This window comes from Flavobacterium sp. (assembly GCF_965277525.1).
GTDB lineage: Bacteria > Bacteroidota > Bacteroidia > Flavobacteriales > Flavobacteriaceae > Flavobacterium.
Genome location: NZ_CBDIDC010000003.1, coordinates 46,114 through 62,792, shown reverse-complemented (window position 1 = coordinate 62,792; position 16,679 = coordinate 46,114). Strand labels below are relative to the sequence as shown.

The 16,679-nt window shown below is 34.4% G+C and carries 16 protein-coding genes and 1 tRNA gene; 11 read left to right on the top strand and 6 right to left on the bottom strand.

The annotated features are described in order from the left end of the window. Positions 1-1,170: 1,170 nt before the first annotated feature. Positions 1,171-2,436, bottom strand: a complete 1,266-nt coding sequence (locus ACQY44_RS06915; RefSeq protein WP_428229672.1) for an esterase/lipase family protein — start codon at positions 2,434-2,436, stop codon at positions 1,171-1,173. Positions 2,437-2,845: 409 nt separating this feature from the next. On the opposite strand from ACQY44_RS06915, the gene ACQY44_RS06910 reads away from it, so the two are divergent. The 5 genes from ACQY44_RS06910 (at position 2,846) to ACQY44_RS06890 (ending at position 7,428) form a co-directional block, all read left to right on the top strand. Further along, complete coding sequence (locus ACQY44_RS06910) at positions 2,846-3,379, top strand: AAA family ATPase (protein ID WP_428229901.1); 534 nt, start codon at positions 2,846-2,848, stop codon at positions 3,377-3,379. 64 nt (positions 3,380-3,443) lie between these two features. Then, on the top strand, positions 3,444-5,339 hold the full coding sequence (locus ACQY44_RS06905; RefSeq protein ID WP_428229671.1) for a RecQ family ATP-dependent DNA helicase: 1,896 nt from the start codon (positions 3,444-3,446) through the stop codon (positions 5,337-5,339). After that, on the top strand, positions 5,339-6,286 hold the full coding sequence (fmt, locus tag ACQY44_RS06900) for a methionyl-tRNA formyltransferase (protein ID WP_428229670.1): 948 nt from the start codon (positions 5,339-5,341) through the stop codon (positions 6,284-6,286). The genes ACQY44_RS06905 and fmt overlap by 1 nt, the downstream gene beginning before the upstream one ends. 180 nt (positions 6,287-6,466) lie before the next feature. Beyond that, positions 6,467-6,739: an HU family DNA-binding protein gene (locus tag ACQY44_RS06895; RefSeq protein ID WP_017498096.1), complete on the top strand. Its 273-nt coding sequence runs from the start codon at positions 6,467-6,469 to the stop codon at positions 6,737-6,739. Between the two features lie 128 nt (positions 6,740-6,867). Beyond that, entirely contained in the window at positions 6,868-7,428 is a 561-nt protein-coding gene (locus ACQY44_RS06890; RefSeq protein ID WP_428229669.1) for a YqgE/AlgH family protein, read from the top strand. On the opposite strand, the gene ACQY44_RS06885 is transcribed toward ACQY44_RS06890, so the two are convergent. Then, on the bottom strand, positions 7,425-8,264 hold the full coding sequence (locus ACQY44_RS06885; protein ID WP_428229668.1) for an aminotransferase class IV: 840 nt from the start codon (positions 8,262-8,264) through the stop codon (positions 7,425-7,427). The genes ACQY44_RS06890 and ACQY44_RS06885 overlap by 4 nt on opposite strands. A 55-nt stretch (positions 8,265-8,319) precedes the next feature. After that, positions 8,320-8,712 (bottom strand): START-like domain-containing protein, encoded by a 393-nt coding sequence (locus tag ACQY44_RS06880; RefSeq protein ID WP_026984135.1) that lies wholly within the window; start codon positions 8,710-8,712, stop codon positions 8,320-8,322. A 153-nt stretch (positions 8,713-8,865) separates the two neighbouring features. On the opposite strand from ACQY44_RS06880, the gene ACQY44_RS06875 reads away from it, so the two are divergent. The 4 genes from ACQY44_RS06875 (at position 8,866) to ACQY44_RS06860 (ending at position 10,545) form a co-directional block, all read left to right on the top strand. Next, positions 8,866-8,939, top strand: a tRNA-Met gene (locus ACQY44_RS06875). Between the two features lie 104 nt (positions 8,940-9,043). Further along, the gene (locus ACQY44_RS06870) at positions 9,044-9,301 is read left to right on the top strand and encodes a hypothetical protein (protein ID WP_428229667.1); all 258 of its coding nucleotides are present in this window, start codon (positions 9,044-9,046) and stop codon (positions 9,299-9,301) included. Positions 9,302-9,322: 21 nt separating this feature from the next. Next, entirely contained in the window at positions 9,323-9,970 is a 648-nt protein-coding gene (locus tag ACQY44_RS06865) for an SMI1/KNR4 family protein (RefSeq protein WP_428229666.1), read from the top strand. A gap of 164 nt (positions 9,971-10,134) precedes the next feature. Continuing rightward, positions 10,135-10,545, top strand: coding sequence for a helix-turn-helix domain-containing protein (locus ACQY44_RS06860; RefSeq protein ID WP_428229665.1), 411 nt, complete (start codon positions 10,135-10,137; stop codon positions 10,543-10,545). Between the two features lie 74 nt (positions 10,546-10,619). Here ACQY44_RS06860 and ACQY44_RS06855 read toward each other — a convergent pair whose 3' ends face one another. After that, positions 10,620-11,600, bottom strand: coding sequence for an aldo/keto reductase (locus tag ACQY44_RS06855; protein ID WP_428229664.1), 981 nt, complete (start codon positions 11,598-11,600; stop codon positions 10,620-10,622). A gap of 192 nt (positions 11,601-11,792) precedes the next feature. Between ACQY44_RS06855 and ACQY44_RS06850 the strand changes: the two genes are divergently transcribed. Then, entirely contained in the window at positions 11,793-12,689 is an 897-nt protein-coding gene (locus ACQY44_RS06850; protein ID WP_428229663.1) for a helix-turn-helix domain-containing protein, read from the top strand. A 31-nt stretch (positions 12,690-12,720) separates the two neighbouring features. After that, on the top strand, positions 12,721-14,301 hold the full coding sequence (locus tag ACQY44_RS06845) for a Na+/H+ antiporter (protein WP_428229662.1): 1,581 nt from the start codon (positions 12,721-12,723) through the stop codon (positions 14,299-14,301). Positions 14,302-14,349: 48 nt separating this feature from the next. Here ACQY44_RS06845 and ACQY44_RS06840 read toward each other — a convergent pair whose 3' ends face one another. Then, positions 14,350-15,126, bottom strand: coding sequence for a TIGR03915 family putative DNA repair protein (locus ACQY44_RS06840; protein WP_428229661.1), 777 nt, complete (start codon positions 15,124-15,126; stop codon positions 14,350-14,352). A gap of 6 nt (positions 15,127-15,132) precedes the next feature. After that, positions 15,133-16,392: a putative DNA modification/repair radical SAM protein gene (locus ACQY44_RS06835; protein ID WP_428229660.1), complete on the bottom strand. Its 1,260-nt coding sequence runs from the start codon at positions 16,390-16,392 to the stop codon at positions 15,133-15,135. Between the last annotated feature and the right edge of the window lie 287 nt (positions 16,393-16,679).

Genomic DNA, 16,679 nt, shown 5'->3' with positions numbered 1-16,679 from the left:
AAACTATCTCTTTTATAGTCACGCTCATTATTCAATATGTAATTATCGTTAAATTAAAAATTCTGGATAATATTAATCCAGTTCTAATCATTTGTTTTATATCTGCAATAATTGGATTAGTAATTAAACTGTTCTTCAAAAACCGAAATACTAATTTAAACCATACAGGTTGGGGAATTTTATACGGATCTTCTAGTTCATTTATTTTAGTTCTGCTTTTCTTAATGTACATAAATCATGTACTTTTCTAGAGAGTCAATTATGTATAAAATAAAATTGTCAATATTATAATCTTCTTATATAAACTGGACTAAAGTCCAGCCCTACAATATTGGCCGAGCCTATGGCTCTTTTTTTATTTCAGTTCCGGATGAACCATTTATTTTCTAGCGCTGGAATCTAGTCCAGCCCCGTAATATTAGCCGAGCCAATGGCTCTTTATTATTTCAGCTCCGGAGGAACCATTTATTTTCTAGCGCTGGAATCTAGTCCAGCCCCGTAATATTAGCCGAGCCAATGGCTCTTTATTATCTCAGCTCCGGAGGAACCATTTATTTTCTAGCGCTGGACTAAAGTCCAACCCTATAATATTAGCCGAGCCTATGGCTCTTTTTCATTTCAGTTCCGGGAAATGATTCATTTTCGAGCACTGGACTAAAGTCCAGCCCTGTAATATTAGCCGAGCCCATGGCTCTTTTTATTTCAGTTCCGGAGGAACGATTTATTTTGTAGGGCTGGACTTTAGTCCAGTCCAGCTGCAGCAATATTTTAGAAATTTATGGTTGTTTTTTAATAACAAGTGTCCCAAAATTTCGAGATCGACTTTTTTGAAATCATTCTAAAGCTTTTTGAAAATTCAGCAATTTATCTTTTAACAGAACCAATTTCAAGATTCTGGAAATCTTAAATATATCGCAATCATTGAAATAATTCACAAACAAACCCACACTTCCTAGTTAGCAGTTATGACCCCGAAGTTTCGGAAGAAATCCTTTTGCATTTTTCTTTAGAAAGCAAAAGATTGAATTCATCAACAGGAACTTTATTCCCTAAAAATGCCTAATAAATTCTCTTCTTATAAATATTTTGAATCTGATTTTATTCAAACCCATTTCACTAATAGCAAAAAACAACCTTACGGTTGTTCTTTTTATATTCATAAACTTCAAATTATCTAGGTAAATAAGATACATCCTGAGCGATTTGTGAATAGAAATCTAATAAATATTTATACGTTGATGCCTTATCATCAGGTATTACAATACTCATATGATCTAAGCCCATAATAGTAGGATGTACGTCCCAGGTTCCCATTGGCGACAGCATTCTTTTTACAGGATCCATCATTTGATGTTTCTCTCCTATGGGATATTGAGCAGAGGGAATACTAACCAAACCATCACTTGGCCTCCAAGCCATGTAACCAAAAGGAAGAGATATTGTTGTTGAACCAACTTTTATGGCATCTGGTTTTAACATTTCCATCATTGACTTAAGAGGTTTCCTGATACAATCATTGTTATCGTCTTCGGTGCCGTCTATGTTATACGAAGCATAATACACACTTGAAGATGCTTTTGCATTCTTATTTTGCAAATCAGATGCTTTTACAGAAAGATCATACATACAATTGTCCTGACTGTTCCAAAAATCATTACCCTTTATTCTCTCAAAATAAGTCACAATTGTCTCTCCGGCATTGCGCTTAATACCCCATTGCTCTAAATCAAAGTCGTAAAAATTTTCATTTGTCACTCCTGCAAGTCCTGCCAATCCAAAAAACATTTTTTCTAATGTTTCTCTAAACTCAAAATAATCTGCTGTCAAAGCCCCGTTATGTACACCGGCAACAGTTGTAAGGCTGTGTACCCATTTTTTTCCTCCTTTAAACAAATCTGCCGTTGGCGCCTCTCCAATTGCCGGAACGTAAGCAGTTTCCTGAACATCTCCATTTTCTAAAAGTTCTATAAGGTAACGAGGAGTTGGACCACCCATACTATGGCCCACTAAATGTACTTTACTTACCCCATCCCATCGCGGATAAACTCCTGCAAACGTTTTGCCATAACGACTATGTCCATATTTTTGCGAGTGAACAGCACCATAATCTACCGTTCCTCCCTTGATATAATAATAAAGTTCTATGGCTCGGTCCCAATTACTCGATATCGGCCCCATTGAGGCGGTATATACCTGATATCCTTCTTTTTTTAAGTCTTCCTGAATATCACCTTTTCCTCCCCAATAATGAAATCCGTCCATTTCGTTACGTCCCCATCCAAGCATGCCATGCACTAATATTATAGGATATTTATTTTGTACAGTTACCGGATAAGCCTGATTCGTATTTGAGTGAGAGTTGTTATCATCATCGCTACTACAACTTACTGTTAGAATTAAGAACAATAGCAAAAAAAAATTAATTGTTTTTATCATAATAAAATAGTTTAGATTATCATTTTGCAATACTATTAGTATTAAAAATTAATTTAAAAAAGAGATTTTTATTTTTAAGTAGGGAAATACCGAGAATCTTTTAGTTACAAATATAGGATTATATTTACAATAATTAAGTATTACACTTAAATAAAAGAAAATTACTACTAAAAACACATGACTCATATTAGTCCATTTTTTACATTACAAACCATTTGATCATGTCAATGCAATCTTTAAAAAGAGATTAAAATGAGACCGCTTTTTTATTTTAAACAAAAAAAATGAATGAAATAAAAGGTCCGAAAAACTTGTGATGTGTTCAATAATTGCGAAATCATTCGCTCAAGGCAAAATAATCTTTTTAAATACAATAAGTTTAGGTAAATTTGCGCTTTATTTTAAGAAAGTGCAAAAACAAATCATAGTTCTCATTGGTGGCCCGGGAACGGGAAAATCTACTCTTATCAACGAATTAGTAGCGCGTGGCTACTGTTGTTATCCTGAAATTTCAAGACAAGTTACACTCGAAGCACAACAGCGAGGAATCGATCAATTGTTTCTTGAACAACCTCTATTGTTTAGCGAAATGTTGCTGGAAGGTCGCATTAAACAATTTGAAGATGCTCTTGAAGAACCTGACGAGGTAGTTTTTATAGATCGCGGAATTCCAGATGTTGTTGCTTATATGGATTATATTGGCGATGATTATCCGGCGCACTTTATAAAAGCTTGTGAAGATTTTAAATATTCTAAAACTTTTATTTTACCTCCTTGGGAAGAAATTTACGAATGTGATACAGAGCGCTATGAGAATTTTGAACAAGCATTAAAAATCCAGAAACATCTTGTTGAAACCTACAAGAAATACGGTTACGACTTAATTGAAGTACCGAAAGATACAGTAGAGAACAGAATTCTTTATATCTTAGATAAAATTTAGGCGTGTTTTAAAGTTGTAAAACTAGAAACTGATTTCTAAATTTTTTAACTTTAAAATAAGACCAATGCCGGAAGCTCAGGAAATTCTTTTAAAATACTGGAAACACGACAGTTTCAGACCGTTACAAGAAGAAATTATTCAATCGGTTCTGGACGGTCAGGATACTTTTGCCCTGCTCCCAACCGGAGGCGGAAAATCAATCTGTTTTCAGGTTCCGGCAATGATGCAAAAAGGTATCTGCTTAGTGGTTTCACCTTTGGTTGCCTTAATGAAAGATCAGGTAGCGAATTTGCAAAAGCGAGATATAAAAGCAATTGCACTTACAGGAGGAATTCATACAGAGGAAATCATAGATCTTCTGGACAATTGCCAATACGGCAATTATAAATTTTTATACCTTTCTCCTGAACGACTTCAGTCTGATTGGATCTTGGAACGTATTAAAAATCTTCCAATAAATTTAATTGCTATTGATGAAGCACACTGTGTTTCGCAATGGGGACATGATTTTCGCCCGGCTTATCTGAAGATTTCAGAACTTAAAAAACACTTTCCAAAGATTCCGTTTCTAGCTTTGACTGCAACGGCAACTCCAAGAGTGATAGAAGATATTAAAACGGAATTGGGGTTAAAAGATCCCATACTTTTTCAGCAATCTTTTGAAAGAAAAAATATCGCGTACATGGTTTTCGAAGTCGAAGACAAATTGTATCGTGTAGAACAAATTCTAAAGAAAAATCCGCAGCCTTCTATTATATATGTACGAAACAGAAAATCATGTCTGAATATGTCGACGCAATTGCAATCTTTAGGGTTCAAAGCGACGTATTATCACGGGGGACTTTCATCAAAAGAAAAAGATAAAAACATGCAATTGTGGATGTCTGAACAAGTACAGGTTATTGTAGCCACTAATGCGTTTGGAATGGGAATCGACAAAGACAATGTAAAAACAGTTATTCATACCCAATTGCCTGAGAACATAGAAAACTACTACCAGGAATCCGGAAGAGCGGGACGAAATGGCGAAAAAGCTTTTTCGGTTGTTTTAACTAATTCTTCAGACAGCAATCAAACTGACCAACAATTTTTAAGCATTCTGCCGGATAAAAAATTTCTGAATGCAATGTATATTAAACTTTGCAACTATTTTCAGATTGCTTACGGCGAAGGTTTAGATGATTCGTTTTCCTTTAAGCTCAATCATTTTTGCCAGAAGTACGACTTCCCTACCCTTAAAACATATAATGCGTTGCAGTTTTTGAATCAACAAGGCATCATTACAATGTCTCAGGAATTCTCTGAAAAGATCACCATGCAGTTTTTAATTGAATCAAAAGAAGTGATTCGATACACAAGCCTGAATTCGAATGATGAAGAAATTATTCTGGCGATTTTGAGAACATACCCGGGGATTTACGAAATGAAAACCCCTTTTAATATCTCATTGATTGCAAAAAAATCAAATCATACCGAGGCACAGGTTGCAGCTGTTTTAGAAAAACTAAAAGAGAAAGAAATTATCGAATACAAATCAAAAAATAACGACGCTACTATATTATTTAATGAAGTTCGCGAAGACAATCTAACCATAAACAGAGTTGCAAAATACCTGGAAAAACAGAATCAGCTTAAAAAAGACCAACTTTTATCTGTATTACATTATATAAAGGACAATAAAACCTGTAAGAACCGATTGATCCTGGATTATTTTGGAGAGGAAACCACTTCCAATTGCGGAGTTTGCTCTTATTGTATTACACAAAAAGGAAAAATCACCGAAGCCGATTCTATTGCAGATAAAATTCTGCACGTATTAAAAACAACTGCTTTGACTTCGAGAGAAATTGAAACTACAATAAAACTAGATGCCAATGATGTGGTTATGGCACTTCAGGAATTACTTGAAAATAATTACATCACGATTCAGGCGAATAACAAATATACTTTAAAATTATAATGGAAAAATTAAGAATCATATTCATGGGAACTCCTGAATTTGCCGTTGGCATTTTGGATACCATTATCAAAAACAATTACGATGTTGTTGGCGTTATCACCGCCGCAGATAAACCGGCAGGACGCGGACAAAAAATAAAATATTCAGCAGTAAAAGAATATGCACTGGCAAATAATCTTACCTTATTACAACCCACAAATTTAAAAGACGAAAGTTTTCTTGCAAAATTAAAAGCCTTAAATGCCAATTTACAAATTGTAGTAGCTTTTAGAATGTTACCAAAAGTAGTCTGGGAGATGCCAGGTTTAGGCACTTTTAACCTTCATGCTTCTTTGTTACCCAATTACCGTGGTGCTGCACCTATTAACTGGGCTATTATTAATGGAGAAACCAAAACCGGCGTTACTACTTTCTTTATTGATGACAAAATAGATACTGGTGCGATGATCTTAAATTCGGAAATCGCTATTGAACCGGAAGAAAATGCAGGACAATTGCATGACCGATTAATGTTATTAGGAAGTAAAACCGTAATTGAAACCCTGAAGGTTATCGAAAGCGGAAATTTAACCACAACAATTCAGGAAGATGATGCCAAAATTAAAACGGCTTACAAACTCAATAAGGAAAATTGTAAGATCGACTGGACCAAATCCGGGGATGAAATCAATAATTTGATTCGTGGTTTAAGCCCATATCCGGCATCATGGTGCTTCTTAAAGGACAAAAACGAAGAATTAAGCATCAAAATATATGAGGCAAAACTAGTTCCGGAAAGCCATTCTTACGAAGTTGGAAGCTTGATTAGCAGCAAAAAAGAAATCAAAATTGCGATCAAAGAAGGCTTTATCCAACTTTTAAGTTTGCAATTGCCCGGAAAAAAGAGAATGCAAGTTGCTGAGCTATTAAACGGATTAACTTTTTCTGATAGCGCAAAGGTCTATTAAGGTCAATAAAACAAGGGTTTTTACCTGATTTTGAGCGAAAAACAACTTGCGTTATGAACAAAAAAAGCAAGTTATCAACAATTTTTGCTAAAATTAAAGAAAACACTTGCAAGGAACGGATTTCCTACTAAATTTGTGTATTAACAATTTTTTTTAACCAACAATTAATAACTAATTATTATGAACAAATCAGAATTAATCGATGCTATCGCTGCTGATGCAGGAATTACAAAAGCTGCGGCAAAATTAGCTTTAGAGTCATTTTTAGGAAATGTAGGAGCTACTTTGAAAAAAGGTGGAAGAGTTTCTTTAGTAGGTTTTGGATCTTGGTCAGTTTCTGCGAGAGCTGCAAGAGATGGTAGAAACCCTCAAACAGGAAAAACTATTCAGATTGCTGCTAAAAATGTAGTGAAATTTAAAGCTGGAGCTGAATTAGAAGGTGCAGTGAACTAAGTAAGAAAGTTCTCTAAACTTATAATATAATCAAAACCCTCCTCATGGAGGGTTTTTTTATGCGGTTTAACGTTTTTATTTGGGATTTTAAAAATTTTATTATTAAATTTAATAAAAATTGTAGCCGTATGATTTCAGAAAAATTAAAAAAAGGACACCTGCTTATTGCCGAGCCTTCTATAATTGGAGATTTATCTTTTAATAGATCGGTAATTTTATTAGCAGACCATAACAAAGAAGGATCAATAGGTTTCATCATTAATAAACCCTTAAAGTACACTATTAATGACCTGATACCTGAAATTGAAGCCACTTTCAAAATATATAACGGGGGGCCTGTTGAACAAGACAACCTTTATTTTATTCACAATATCCCGGAATTGATACCTAATAGTGTTGAAATTTCGAATGGGATTTATTGGGGAGGTGATTTTGAATCGACTAAAGACTTGATAAACGACGGATCTATTGGTAAAAACAATATTCGTTTTTTCTTAGGCTATACCGGTTGGGACGAAAATCAGCTTGAGAATGAAATGCAGGGAAACTCATGGATCATCACTGATAATAGTTATAAAAATAAAATTATCGGAAAGTCAACCACCCATTTTTGGAAGGAGCAAATTATCGAGCTTGGAGGCGATTATCTTATTTGGTCGAATGCACCTGAAAATCCATATCTGAATTAATTTTCAGAAATGGATTCATTTAGTTTTTGCACTAATAAATGAGCCAGATTACTTGTAAACTCCTTTTTTCGATACTTTGTTATCGGTTGTATCCCCGTGATTACATTTGTCAGAAATAATTCGTCCGCTTTTTGAAGATCAAATGGCGAAATTATTTCTTCTACTACTTCTATGCCTTCTACTTTTTTAGCTAATGCCAATATTTGTTTACGCATAATTCCGTTCAGACATCCTTCAGAAATTGGTGGCGTGATCATTTTTTTTCCTACGACCATAAATAAATTACCTTGTAATGCCTCTACCACATTTTTAGTATCATTGACTAAAATACAGTTGGCAAGCCCATTTTCGTGTGCAAAAATACTTCCGGTAACATTAATCATTTTATTAGTCGTTTTAATAGACGATAATAATTGTTTGGTCACATAGAAGTCTTTGTACAAATCAACTTCATATTGGGCAGTATTTAGAGCATACGAAACACCTTCAAGGGCAGTTGCGTGAATTAAAAAGGAAACTTCATTGGTTTTAGGCAAATATAATCCTCCGTCTTTTCTAAAAACAGTGATCCTTGCTCTGGCTGATGCCGAAATTTTTTTTTGGTTCACCAAGCTTAAAACCTGTTCTTCGAAATATTCCATCGTAAAGTTCATGGGAATTTCCATTCGAACCACACGCATCGAAGCCATTAACCTAAAATAATGATCTTCAAGAAATAAGATTTTATTATTGACTATTTTTAGTGTTTCAAAAACACCATCTCCATACAAAAAAGCACGATTTTGAGTTAATATATTGTCCTCTTCCGCTACTATATTTCCGTTAAAATTGATCATAAAAAAAACCCTGAATTTTGTTCAGGGCAAATATAAGGTATAAAATAGAATTTTACTAAACAGATCCTATAAGATGTTTCAGGTCTGAGATCTGATTCTCCCACAATTGTTTAGCTTCTCCCACTTCTTCTTTTTCTGCGAAATCAACAACCATTAATGACACATCTTTAGTCAATTCATCAACTAAAATATGTAGTTCAAAAAAGTATTCCGTATCCTTGCTGCTTTCATCAACCCATTTGAATTTTACTTTTTCTCCGGTTTTTTTAGAAGCCAAACGTGCTTTTTCCTGGGAATCATTCCAGATAAAAGTAAAGAATTCGCCTCTTGAATTTACATTATCTGCAAACCATTCTGATAAACCTGACGGCGTTGATATATATTGATACAATAATTGCGGCGAAGAATTGATCGGAAACTCGATTTCGTAACGTATTTTTGGATCCATGTGCTACTTTTAATTTTTTGGAAATATAAGAATATATGTCCAAAAACAATGCATTTTTAAAAAATTTATTTTTTCTTCATTTTATTCTTGGAAGCTTTAATAATATTTCTATCTTTGCACCCGCAATGAGGAACACGGTTCACTTGCAATCTTGGCGAGGTAGCTCAGTTGGTTAGAGCGCAGGATTCATAACCCTGAGGTCACGGGTTCAACTCCCGTCCTCGCTACAAAAAACAAAACCCTAATCATCAATTGATTAGGGTTTTTTTATTGTAGTTTTGTTTAAAAGAACTTCATAAGAACACCTAAAATATCTAAAAAAGAAGAAACAATGGATATAGTTAAATTTAAAATCACATCAAAAACGATAAAAGTAGAAGTACGCAATTCGAATAATTATGTTTTTAATTTTAATACTGCTTTAGAAATTGAAAAAGAAGACAAGGAAGTTTTATTACGACTTTATAATGCATTAGATATTCTTTTTAAGAAAGAAAACACTCCTGAAATAAAAAACTATATTTCGCCCAACCAAACTAATATACTGGACCAGATTTCTGCTGTTGATGGTTTAGAAGAAGAGAAGTAAAATTATTAATCAAAATTACTAATGACCAACATATTGATTGACCAATTAAAGGAAGCTTTTAAATCAAAATTAGATATTTTTGATTCCCTGATGAATGAGGGAGCAAACGAAAAGGATATACTGGATTTAGAAAAATTAGTCAATCAAACTTTACCAAAGTCATATACAGATTTGTTAAAAGTATATAATGGTGAAAAAGAAATCCTTGGAGTAATGGCAGGATTTGGATTTTTAGAAATTGAAGATATAAAATCGCAATGGGATTTTTTCCTAATATCAGCCGGTCAGGGAGAACCGGATTCTATATATCAAAAGGACAAAATTAAGAATGAATTATATTCTGTAAAAAGAATCCCCTTTGCTCATGATGGTTCAGGAAATTTTTTATGCATTGACTACGATCCCAATATTCAAGGAAAGTCTGGTCAGATTTTATATTTACCTGCCGGAGATCCAGAACCTATTTCAGTTATAGCAGATGATTTTGATGAGTTCCTTTGCTTTTTAATTGATGCCGTTATTACTGAAAGATTAAAATTAACCGATGAAAGAGACGAATGGGATGAAGAAGATTGGCACCAAGCAGAAATTTATTTTCACAAATCATGGAGAGATGACTGGACAGATATTGCAGATGAATATAATTTAAAACACACAAGAAACCTCTAATAAATATATTTCACAACAACTTTGTCTGAAAAATTGTATTTTTGTTTAAACGCATAATATGTACAAACTTTTTTATACAGCCTTATAAAAATGTATTTTACAGCTGCAACAGTGTGTTTTACCAAACCAGAAAAAATTTAAAGAATTTTAAATATCTTTGAACTATGAGCACAATAACAAAACCATATCATATAGGGCGAAAAATTAGCCGTATTCGTGAATTGAAAGACATGAAACAAGAAGCATTAGCTGACGCTTTAGGAATCTCTCAACAAACTGTATCTGCAATAGAAAACAGCGAAACTATTGATGATAAAAAACTTTTAGAAGTCGCAGAGGCACTTGGAATGAGTGTAGAAGCAATTAAAAATTTCTCAGAAGAAAGTATGATTAGTTATTTTAACACATTTAATGACAGCACTTTAAACGGACCTGTGAATTCAAACTATTGTACTTTCAATCCATTGGATAAACTAATGGAATCAATGGAAGAAAACAAAAAACTTTACGAACGTTTGCTACAAGCTGAAAAAGATAAAATCGAATATTTAGAAAAATTATTACAAGGCAAATAACCTTATTTTCTAAATCACTTTTTATATAAAAAACAAACCCCTTAAATAGTTTAATTATTTAAGGGGTTTGTTTTTTATTTGCCTACTGTCTTTTGAAAATGAGCAGGATATCGATCTCCTTGTATTGTCGTCTGGGCAAAAGCATCGTCAATATTTTTAACATCCTCTGCAGATAAATGAATTGAGGCTCCACCAATATTTTCTGTTAATCGGTGTGATTTTGTAGTCCCCGGAATTGGTGCAATCCACGGTTTTTGTGCCAACAGCCAACCCAATGCAATTTGAGCAGGAGTTGCTTGTTTCTGAGAAGCAATTGCAGTAAGTAAATCAACTAGTTTTTGATTTGCCTTTCTGTTTTCTTCACTAAAACGAGGCAAAGTATTTCTAAAATCGGTAGCTTCAAAATTGGTACTTTCAGTAATTGCACCGGTTAAAAATCCTCGTCCTAAAGGGCTAAAGGGTACAAAACCAATTCCTAATTCTTCTAGTGTTGGCAAAATTTCCAATTCAGGTTCTCTCCACCAGATAGAATATTCGCTTTGTAAAGCAGATACGGGTTGCACGGCATGTGCTTTTCTAATCGATGCTACACCAGCTTCAGACATTCCAAAGTATTTTACTTTTCCTTCCTGTATCAAATCTTTAACGGTTCCGGCAACATCTTCTATTGGCACATTTGGATCGACTCTGTGTTGATAAAACAAATCAATAACATCCGTTTTCAAACGTCTTAAAGATTCTTCGGCAACTGCCCTGATATTTTCCGGTCGGCTGTCTTGTCCGTTCAGCGCATTTCCTCCTTTAAAACCAAATTTGGTCGCAATCACCACTTCTTTTCTAAACGGGCTCAAAGCTTCTCCTACCAATTCTTCATTGGCAATGCCATACGCTTCGGCAGTATCAAAAAAAGTAATTCCCTGCTCATAGGCTTCCCTGATTATTTTTATAGCGTGTTGTTTCTCTATCACAGTGCCATATGCAAAACTTAATCCCATACAACCCAATCCTAAGGCAGAAACCTCTAATCCTTGCGTTCCTAATATTCTCTTTTCCATAATTTTATTTTTAAAAACATTTACATGATACGTTTGTTATCATTTTTAATACTACAAATTTCCTTTAATAATATGATCTTCATATGATACATATTACTGCTATTCTTACCATTTTTACTGATTTAAACCATCATGCTAAGTTATTAATAATCTGAATAGTATATTTGTGTAGCTAATTTGAATAGACACATCATGGATTCTATTATAAAACTTGAAAGAATCGCGCAATACAATCAATTAAAAGGTATTGAAACGCAGCATCCTTTAATAAGTGTTTTTGACAATTCTAATACCAAAACATTACCCAATCATACCCGAATGCATTTTGGTTTTTATACGATATTTTTAAAAGCCGGAAATTGTGGTGAACTAAAATATGGCCGTAATAATTATGACTATGATGACGGAACATTGGTTTTTGTAGCACCGGGACAAGTACTTGAAGTCAATAACCCCGAAGATTATCACCCCACAGGATTAGCACTTTTGTTTCATCCTGATCTCTTAAAAGGTACTCCACTAGCCAAAAACATAAGTAAATATTCCTTTTTTTCTTATGACTCGCATGAAGCCCTTCATTTATCTTTAAAAGAACAACAGATTATAAAAGATTTATTTAGTAAATTAGAATATGAAATAAGTCAGTCTATCGACAAACACAGTAAAACTATTATAAGCACCAATATTGAGTTGCTTTTAAATTATTGCGTTCGGTTTTATGACAGGCAATTTATTACCCGTGAGAACATCAATACTGATATCCTGACAAAATTTGAAAATTTGCTCAATGCTTATTTCCAATCTGAAAATGCACAGGATTCAGGTTTGCCTTCTGTTGGCTATTTTGCTGATCAACTGCATCTTTCTCCTAATTATTTTGGGGATCTGATCAAAAAAGAGACCGGTAAATCTGCGCAGGAACACATTCAGTTAAAATTGATTAACTTAGCTAAAGAACGAATTTTCGACACCAATAAACCGGTTAGTCAAATTGCAGCTGAACTGGGTTTTAAATATCCACAGCATTTTAATCGAATGTTTAAAAAGAATACCGGTTTTACACCCATTGAATACAGAAGCTTGAACTAAGAATGATACTAAAGATTTATAAACCAAAAGAATGCTTGATAACTTCCCTTTTTATTTAGGCCTGTTAATTGTTATTTTATTACTGATCATGTTGGCTAATAAAATAAAAGTAGCCTACCCAATATTATTAGTATTGGCTGGATTGGCTATCAGTTTTATTCCTGGCGTACCCGCTATAAAAATAGAACCTGAACTTATATTCTTTATTTTCCTGCCCCCTTTATTGTATGAGGCTTCGTGGACGGTTTCATGGAAAGAAATGTGGCGCTGGCGACGTATTATTACGAGTTTTGCCTTTGTAGTTGTTTTTGTTTCGGCATTATCTGTCGCCTTGGTTGCGAATTATATTATTCCCGGTTTTTCATTAGCATTAGGTTTTGTTTTGGGTGGAATTGTATCACCTCCTGATGCAGTAAGTGCCGGTGCTATTTTGAAATTTGTAAAAGTACCCAAAACTATTTCATCAATTTTAGAAGGCGAAAGTTTGCTGAATGATACCTCTTCCTTAATTATTTTCAGATTTGCAATGATTGCTGTAGCAACTGAGCAATTTATATTTTATAAAGCTGCAATGAGTTTTAGCTGGATGATTTTTGGCGGCGTTGGAATTGGATTATTAATTGGCTGGCTTTTCATGAAAGCGCATAAATATTTGCCTACAGATGCTAATGTAGATATCGTTTTGTCATTACTTACACCGTATATTATTTATCTTGCTGCCGAAGAAGTGCATAGTTCCGGTGTACTGGCCGTTGTATGTGGCGGATTGCTATTGTCTAATAACCGTCACCGATTTTTGAGTAGTAAATCTCGTTTGCAGGGTATAAATGTTTGGCAGAGTCTTACTTTTATTCTGAATGGTTTTGTGTTTATGCTGATTGGCTTAGATCTGCCACAAATCACAGACGGTCTTAAGGTTGAAGCTGTTAGCATTCCGTCAGCAATTGGCTATGGCGTTCTGATAACTTTTGTTCTGATTATTAGTAGAATTTTATCTTCTTACGGGGCTGTCCTTGTCACGCTTATTGCGAGAAATTTTATTACAGTGGCGGATAGCAGAAATCCCGGTTATAAAACTCCATTTATATTGGGCTGGACCGGAATGAGAGGCGTAGTATCATTGGCTGCTGCCTTATCTATACCTGTTTATCTTAATAACGGCAACGGTTTTCCACAAAGAAATCTTATTTTATTTATTACTTTTATCGTTATTCTTTTGACTCTGGTCATTCAGGGGCTAACATTGCCTTATTTCATTAAAAAAATTAATCTTACCGATGTCTATGATCCTCTGCCAAAAGAAGAAGCGCATAATAACCTGCGTCACAAATTAGCCGAATTTGCTTTAGATTATCTAAAAACCAATTACAGCGATCAGGTCGAAAGTAATACTTCGCTACAGCATCTTATTCAGAAATGGGAACAATACAGCAATGGCATTGATGATGAACAAATAGGAAAAGAACTTAAAGTAATCTATCTCGACTTGTTAGACAAACAAAGGCAATGGCTGATCAATAAAAACAAAGAAGATCAAACCTTAGACGAAGCCATCGTAAGACGCCAGATGCATTATTTAGATATTGAAGAGGAGAAATTAAGATATATTTAGAATTGATTTAGGCGGGTTTTATGGTATCATTTTAAAAGTTGTCATTATTTACTTTTTGAAATCCGGAATTTTCTCTGTCAGGTTCTTCCAATATCTTTTTCGCATGTGCTGAAGATGAAGTCTCATGTTTTTTCTCGACTCAATATTGACACTACTGAAATAACGTTTCCACAGATTCTGAAAAAATTCTTCCTCTTCATCGCAGATTTCAGTCAAGGCTTTTGAAGAAGCAGATTTCGGATTGAATTGTAATGTTACTGTTGCTACATTTACAAGGTCATAATAAATTCCGTATTTACGTTTTGCGTCATATATCAGCCAACGCTGATCTGTGTAGCGGTTTTTAAAATGACTTTCTATAAGTGGCAATACATCACAATCCGGCTCAACTATGGCATAATACAATTGATCTTTGGTTAATTTGAAACGAACAAAGGCTTCCATCCGATGGCTTTCTTTAGCCGTTAATCTTGCCGCTTTCCTGACCTCCCAAACTTCGCTGTTGCTCAGATCTTCTTCTACATTTTTTGAGCTTGAAAAGACATATTCCGCGAACCGAAACATGATTTCTTCTGCCTGATGCACTTCTGATAAAAATGTACCATAAATTCTTCTAAAACCTTCTTCTGAAAGCCGTTGTTTCAAACCGTTTGCAACGCGTTTTGCTTTGTCAGGATTGGTTACAACAAAATAATTAGTCGAAAAAAGCAATGTTCCCAAAGGCTCTTTTTTAGCAAAAATAATATCTTTTAGTTTATACTCATAAATTTCAAATACTGCTGTGAGCCAGCCTTCATAAGTTCCGTCATAAATTACTTGTGTCATAAGTAGTCAGAATAAAGAAAGCTGATTAGAGAAATCGTTTTTATATTTACTTTTTTGAGAATCTAAAATATGATCTTTAATCTGAATTGCCGTTAAATCCTTTTGCAATAAAAAAGGGGAAGCAAAGGCAAGGAAATATTTGGCACGCGTATAAGCAATTCCCAACTTTTGCAAATCCTGAGGTAGCAGTTTTTTAAATTTTCTTGCCGCTACAATTTTCTGAGCCCCTAAAAAACCAATCCCCGGAATCCGTTTTACAAGTTCCAGATCTGCAGTGTTAATATCAACAGGAAACTGATTCAGGTTTCGCAAAGCCCATCCCAGTTTAGGATCGATGTCCAGATCGAGATTAGGCTGGTTGAAGCCAACAATTTCATTGACATTAAATCCGTAATATCGTATTAACCAATCGGCCTGATACAAACGGTTTTCACGTATAACAGGAACCGGAGTTCCGATAGCGGGAAGGCGGTTGTCATAACTAATTGGGACATATCCGGAATAATACACCCGTTTCATGTTCATCTGTTGATAGAAATAATCTGCCATGCCCAAAATCTCAAGATCACTTTCTTTTGTTGCGCCAATGACCATTTGCGTGCTCTGACCTGCAGGAGCAAAAAGTGGTGCTTTATAATTGAGTTTTTTTTCTTCTTTATACCCGACAATTTCATTTTTGAGATATTCCATGGGTTTAATCACATCGACATGATTTTTATCGGGCGCCAGTAATTTAAGGCTTTGTTCTGTTGGCATTTCGACATTTACACTCAACCGGTCTGCGTACATTCCGGCTTCTTTCAATAATTCGTCACTTGCTCCGGGAATCGCTTTGAGGTGAATGTAACCATTAAAATTGTGTTCTAATCGCAATTTCTTTGCAATCCGAACCAAACGTTCCATCGTATAATCGGCATTATCAAAGATACCGGAACTTAAAAAAAGTCCTTCGATATAATTTCTCCTGTAAAAACCTATAGTAAGATCGACAACCTCATCTACGGTAAAAGCAGCACGTTTTATGTCATTGCTTTTTCGGCTTACGCAATACGCACAGTCAAAAATGCAATGATTGGTCAACAGGATTTTCAGCAAGGAGACACAACGCCCGTCTTCGGTAAACGAATGACAGATGCCATATCCTTTAGCATCTCCTAATCCTTTATCCTTATTCTTTCGATTACTTAATGCTGACGAACATGATACGTCATATTTTGCAGCATCGGCCAATATGCCCAGCTTCTCCATCACTCTTTCATGTACCATTTTGAGCCTTTTTTAGTGGTTTGGAAAATTAAATTTGTCTGACCTCAAAACTACTATTTAAAGACAAAAAAATATTAAAATCAGTTGTTCCAAATTGTACCAAAATGCAGTAACTCAATCTCAACTTACTCTTAACTACAATAATAATCCGTTGACAACAATGATTTTAACATAGAAACATAGCTTTACTTACTTAAAAAAGGCGTTTCACTTATTTGCAATACACATAGCTATATATGTGAAAGAAATACATTTCTTTTTGTCTCCTTTGCGACACATAAATCTAT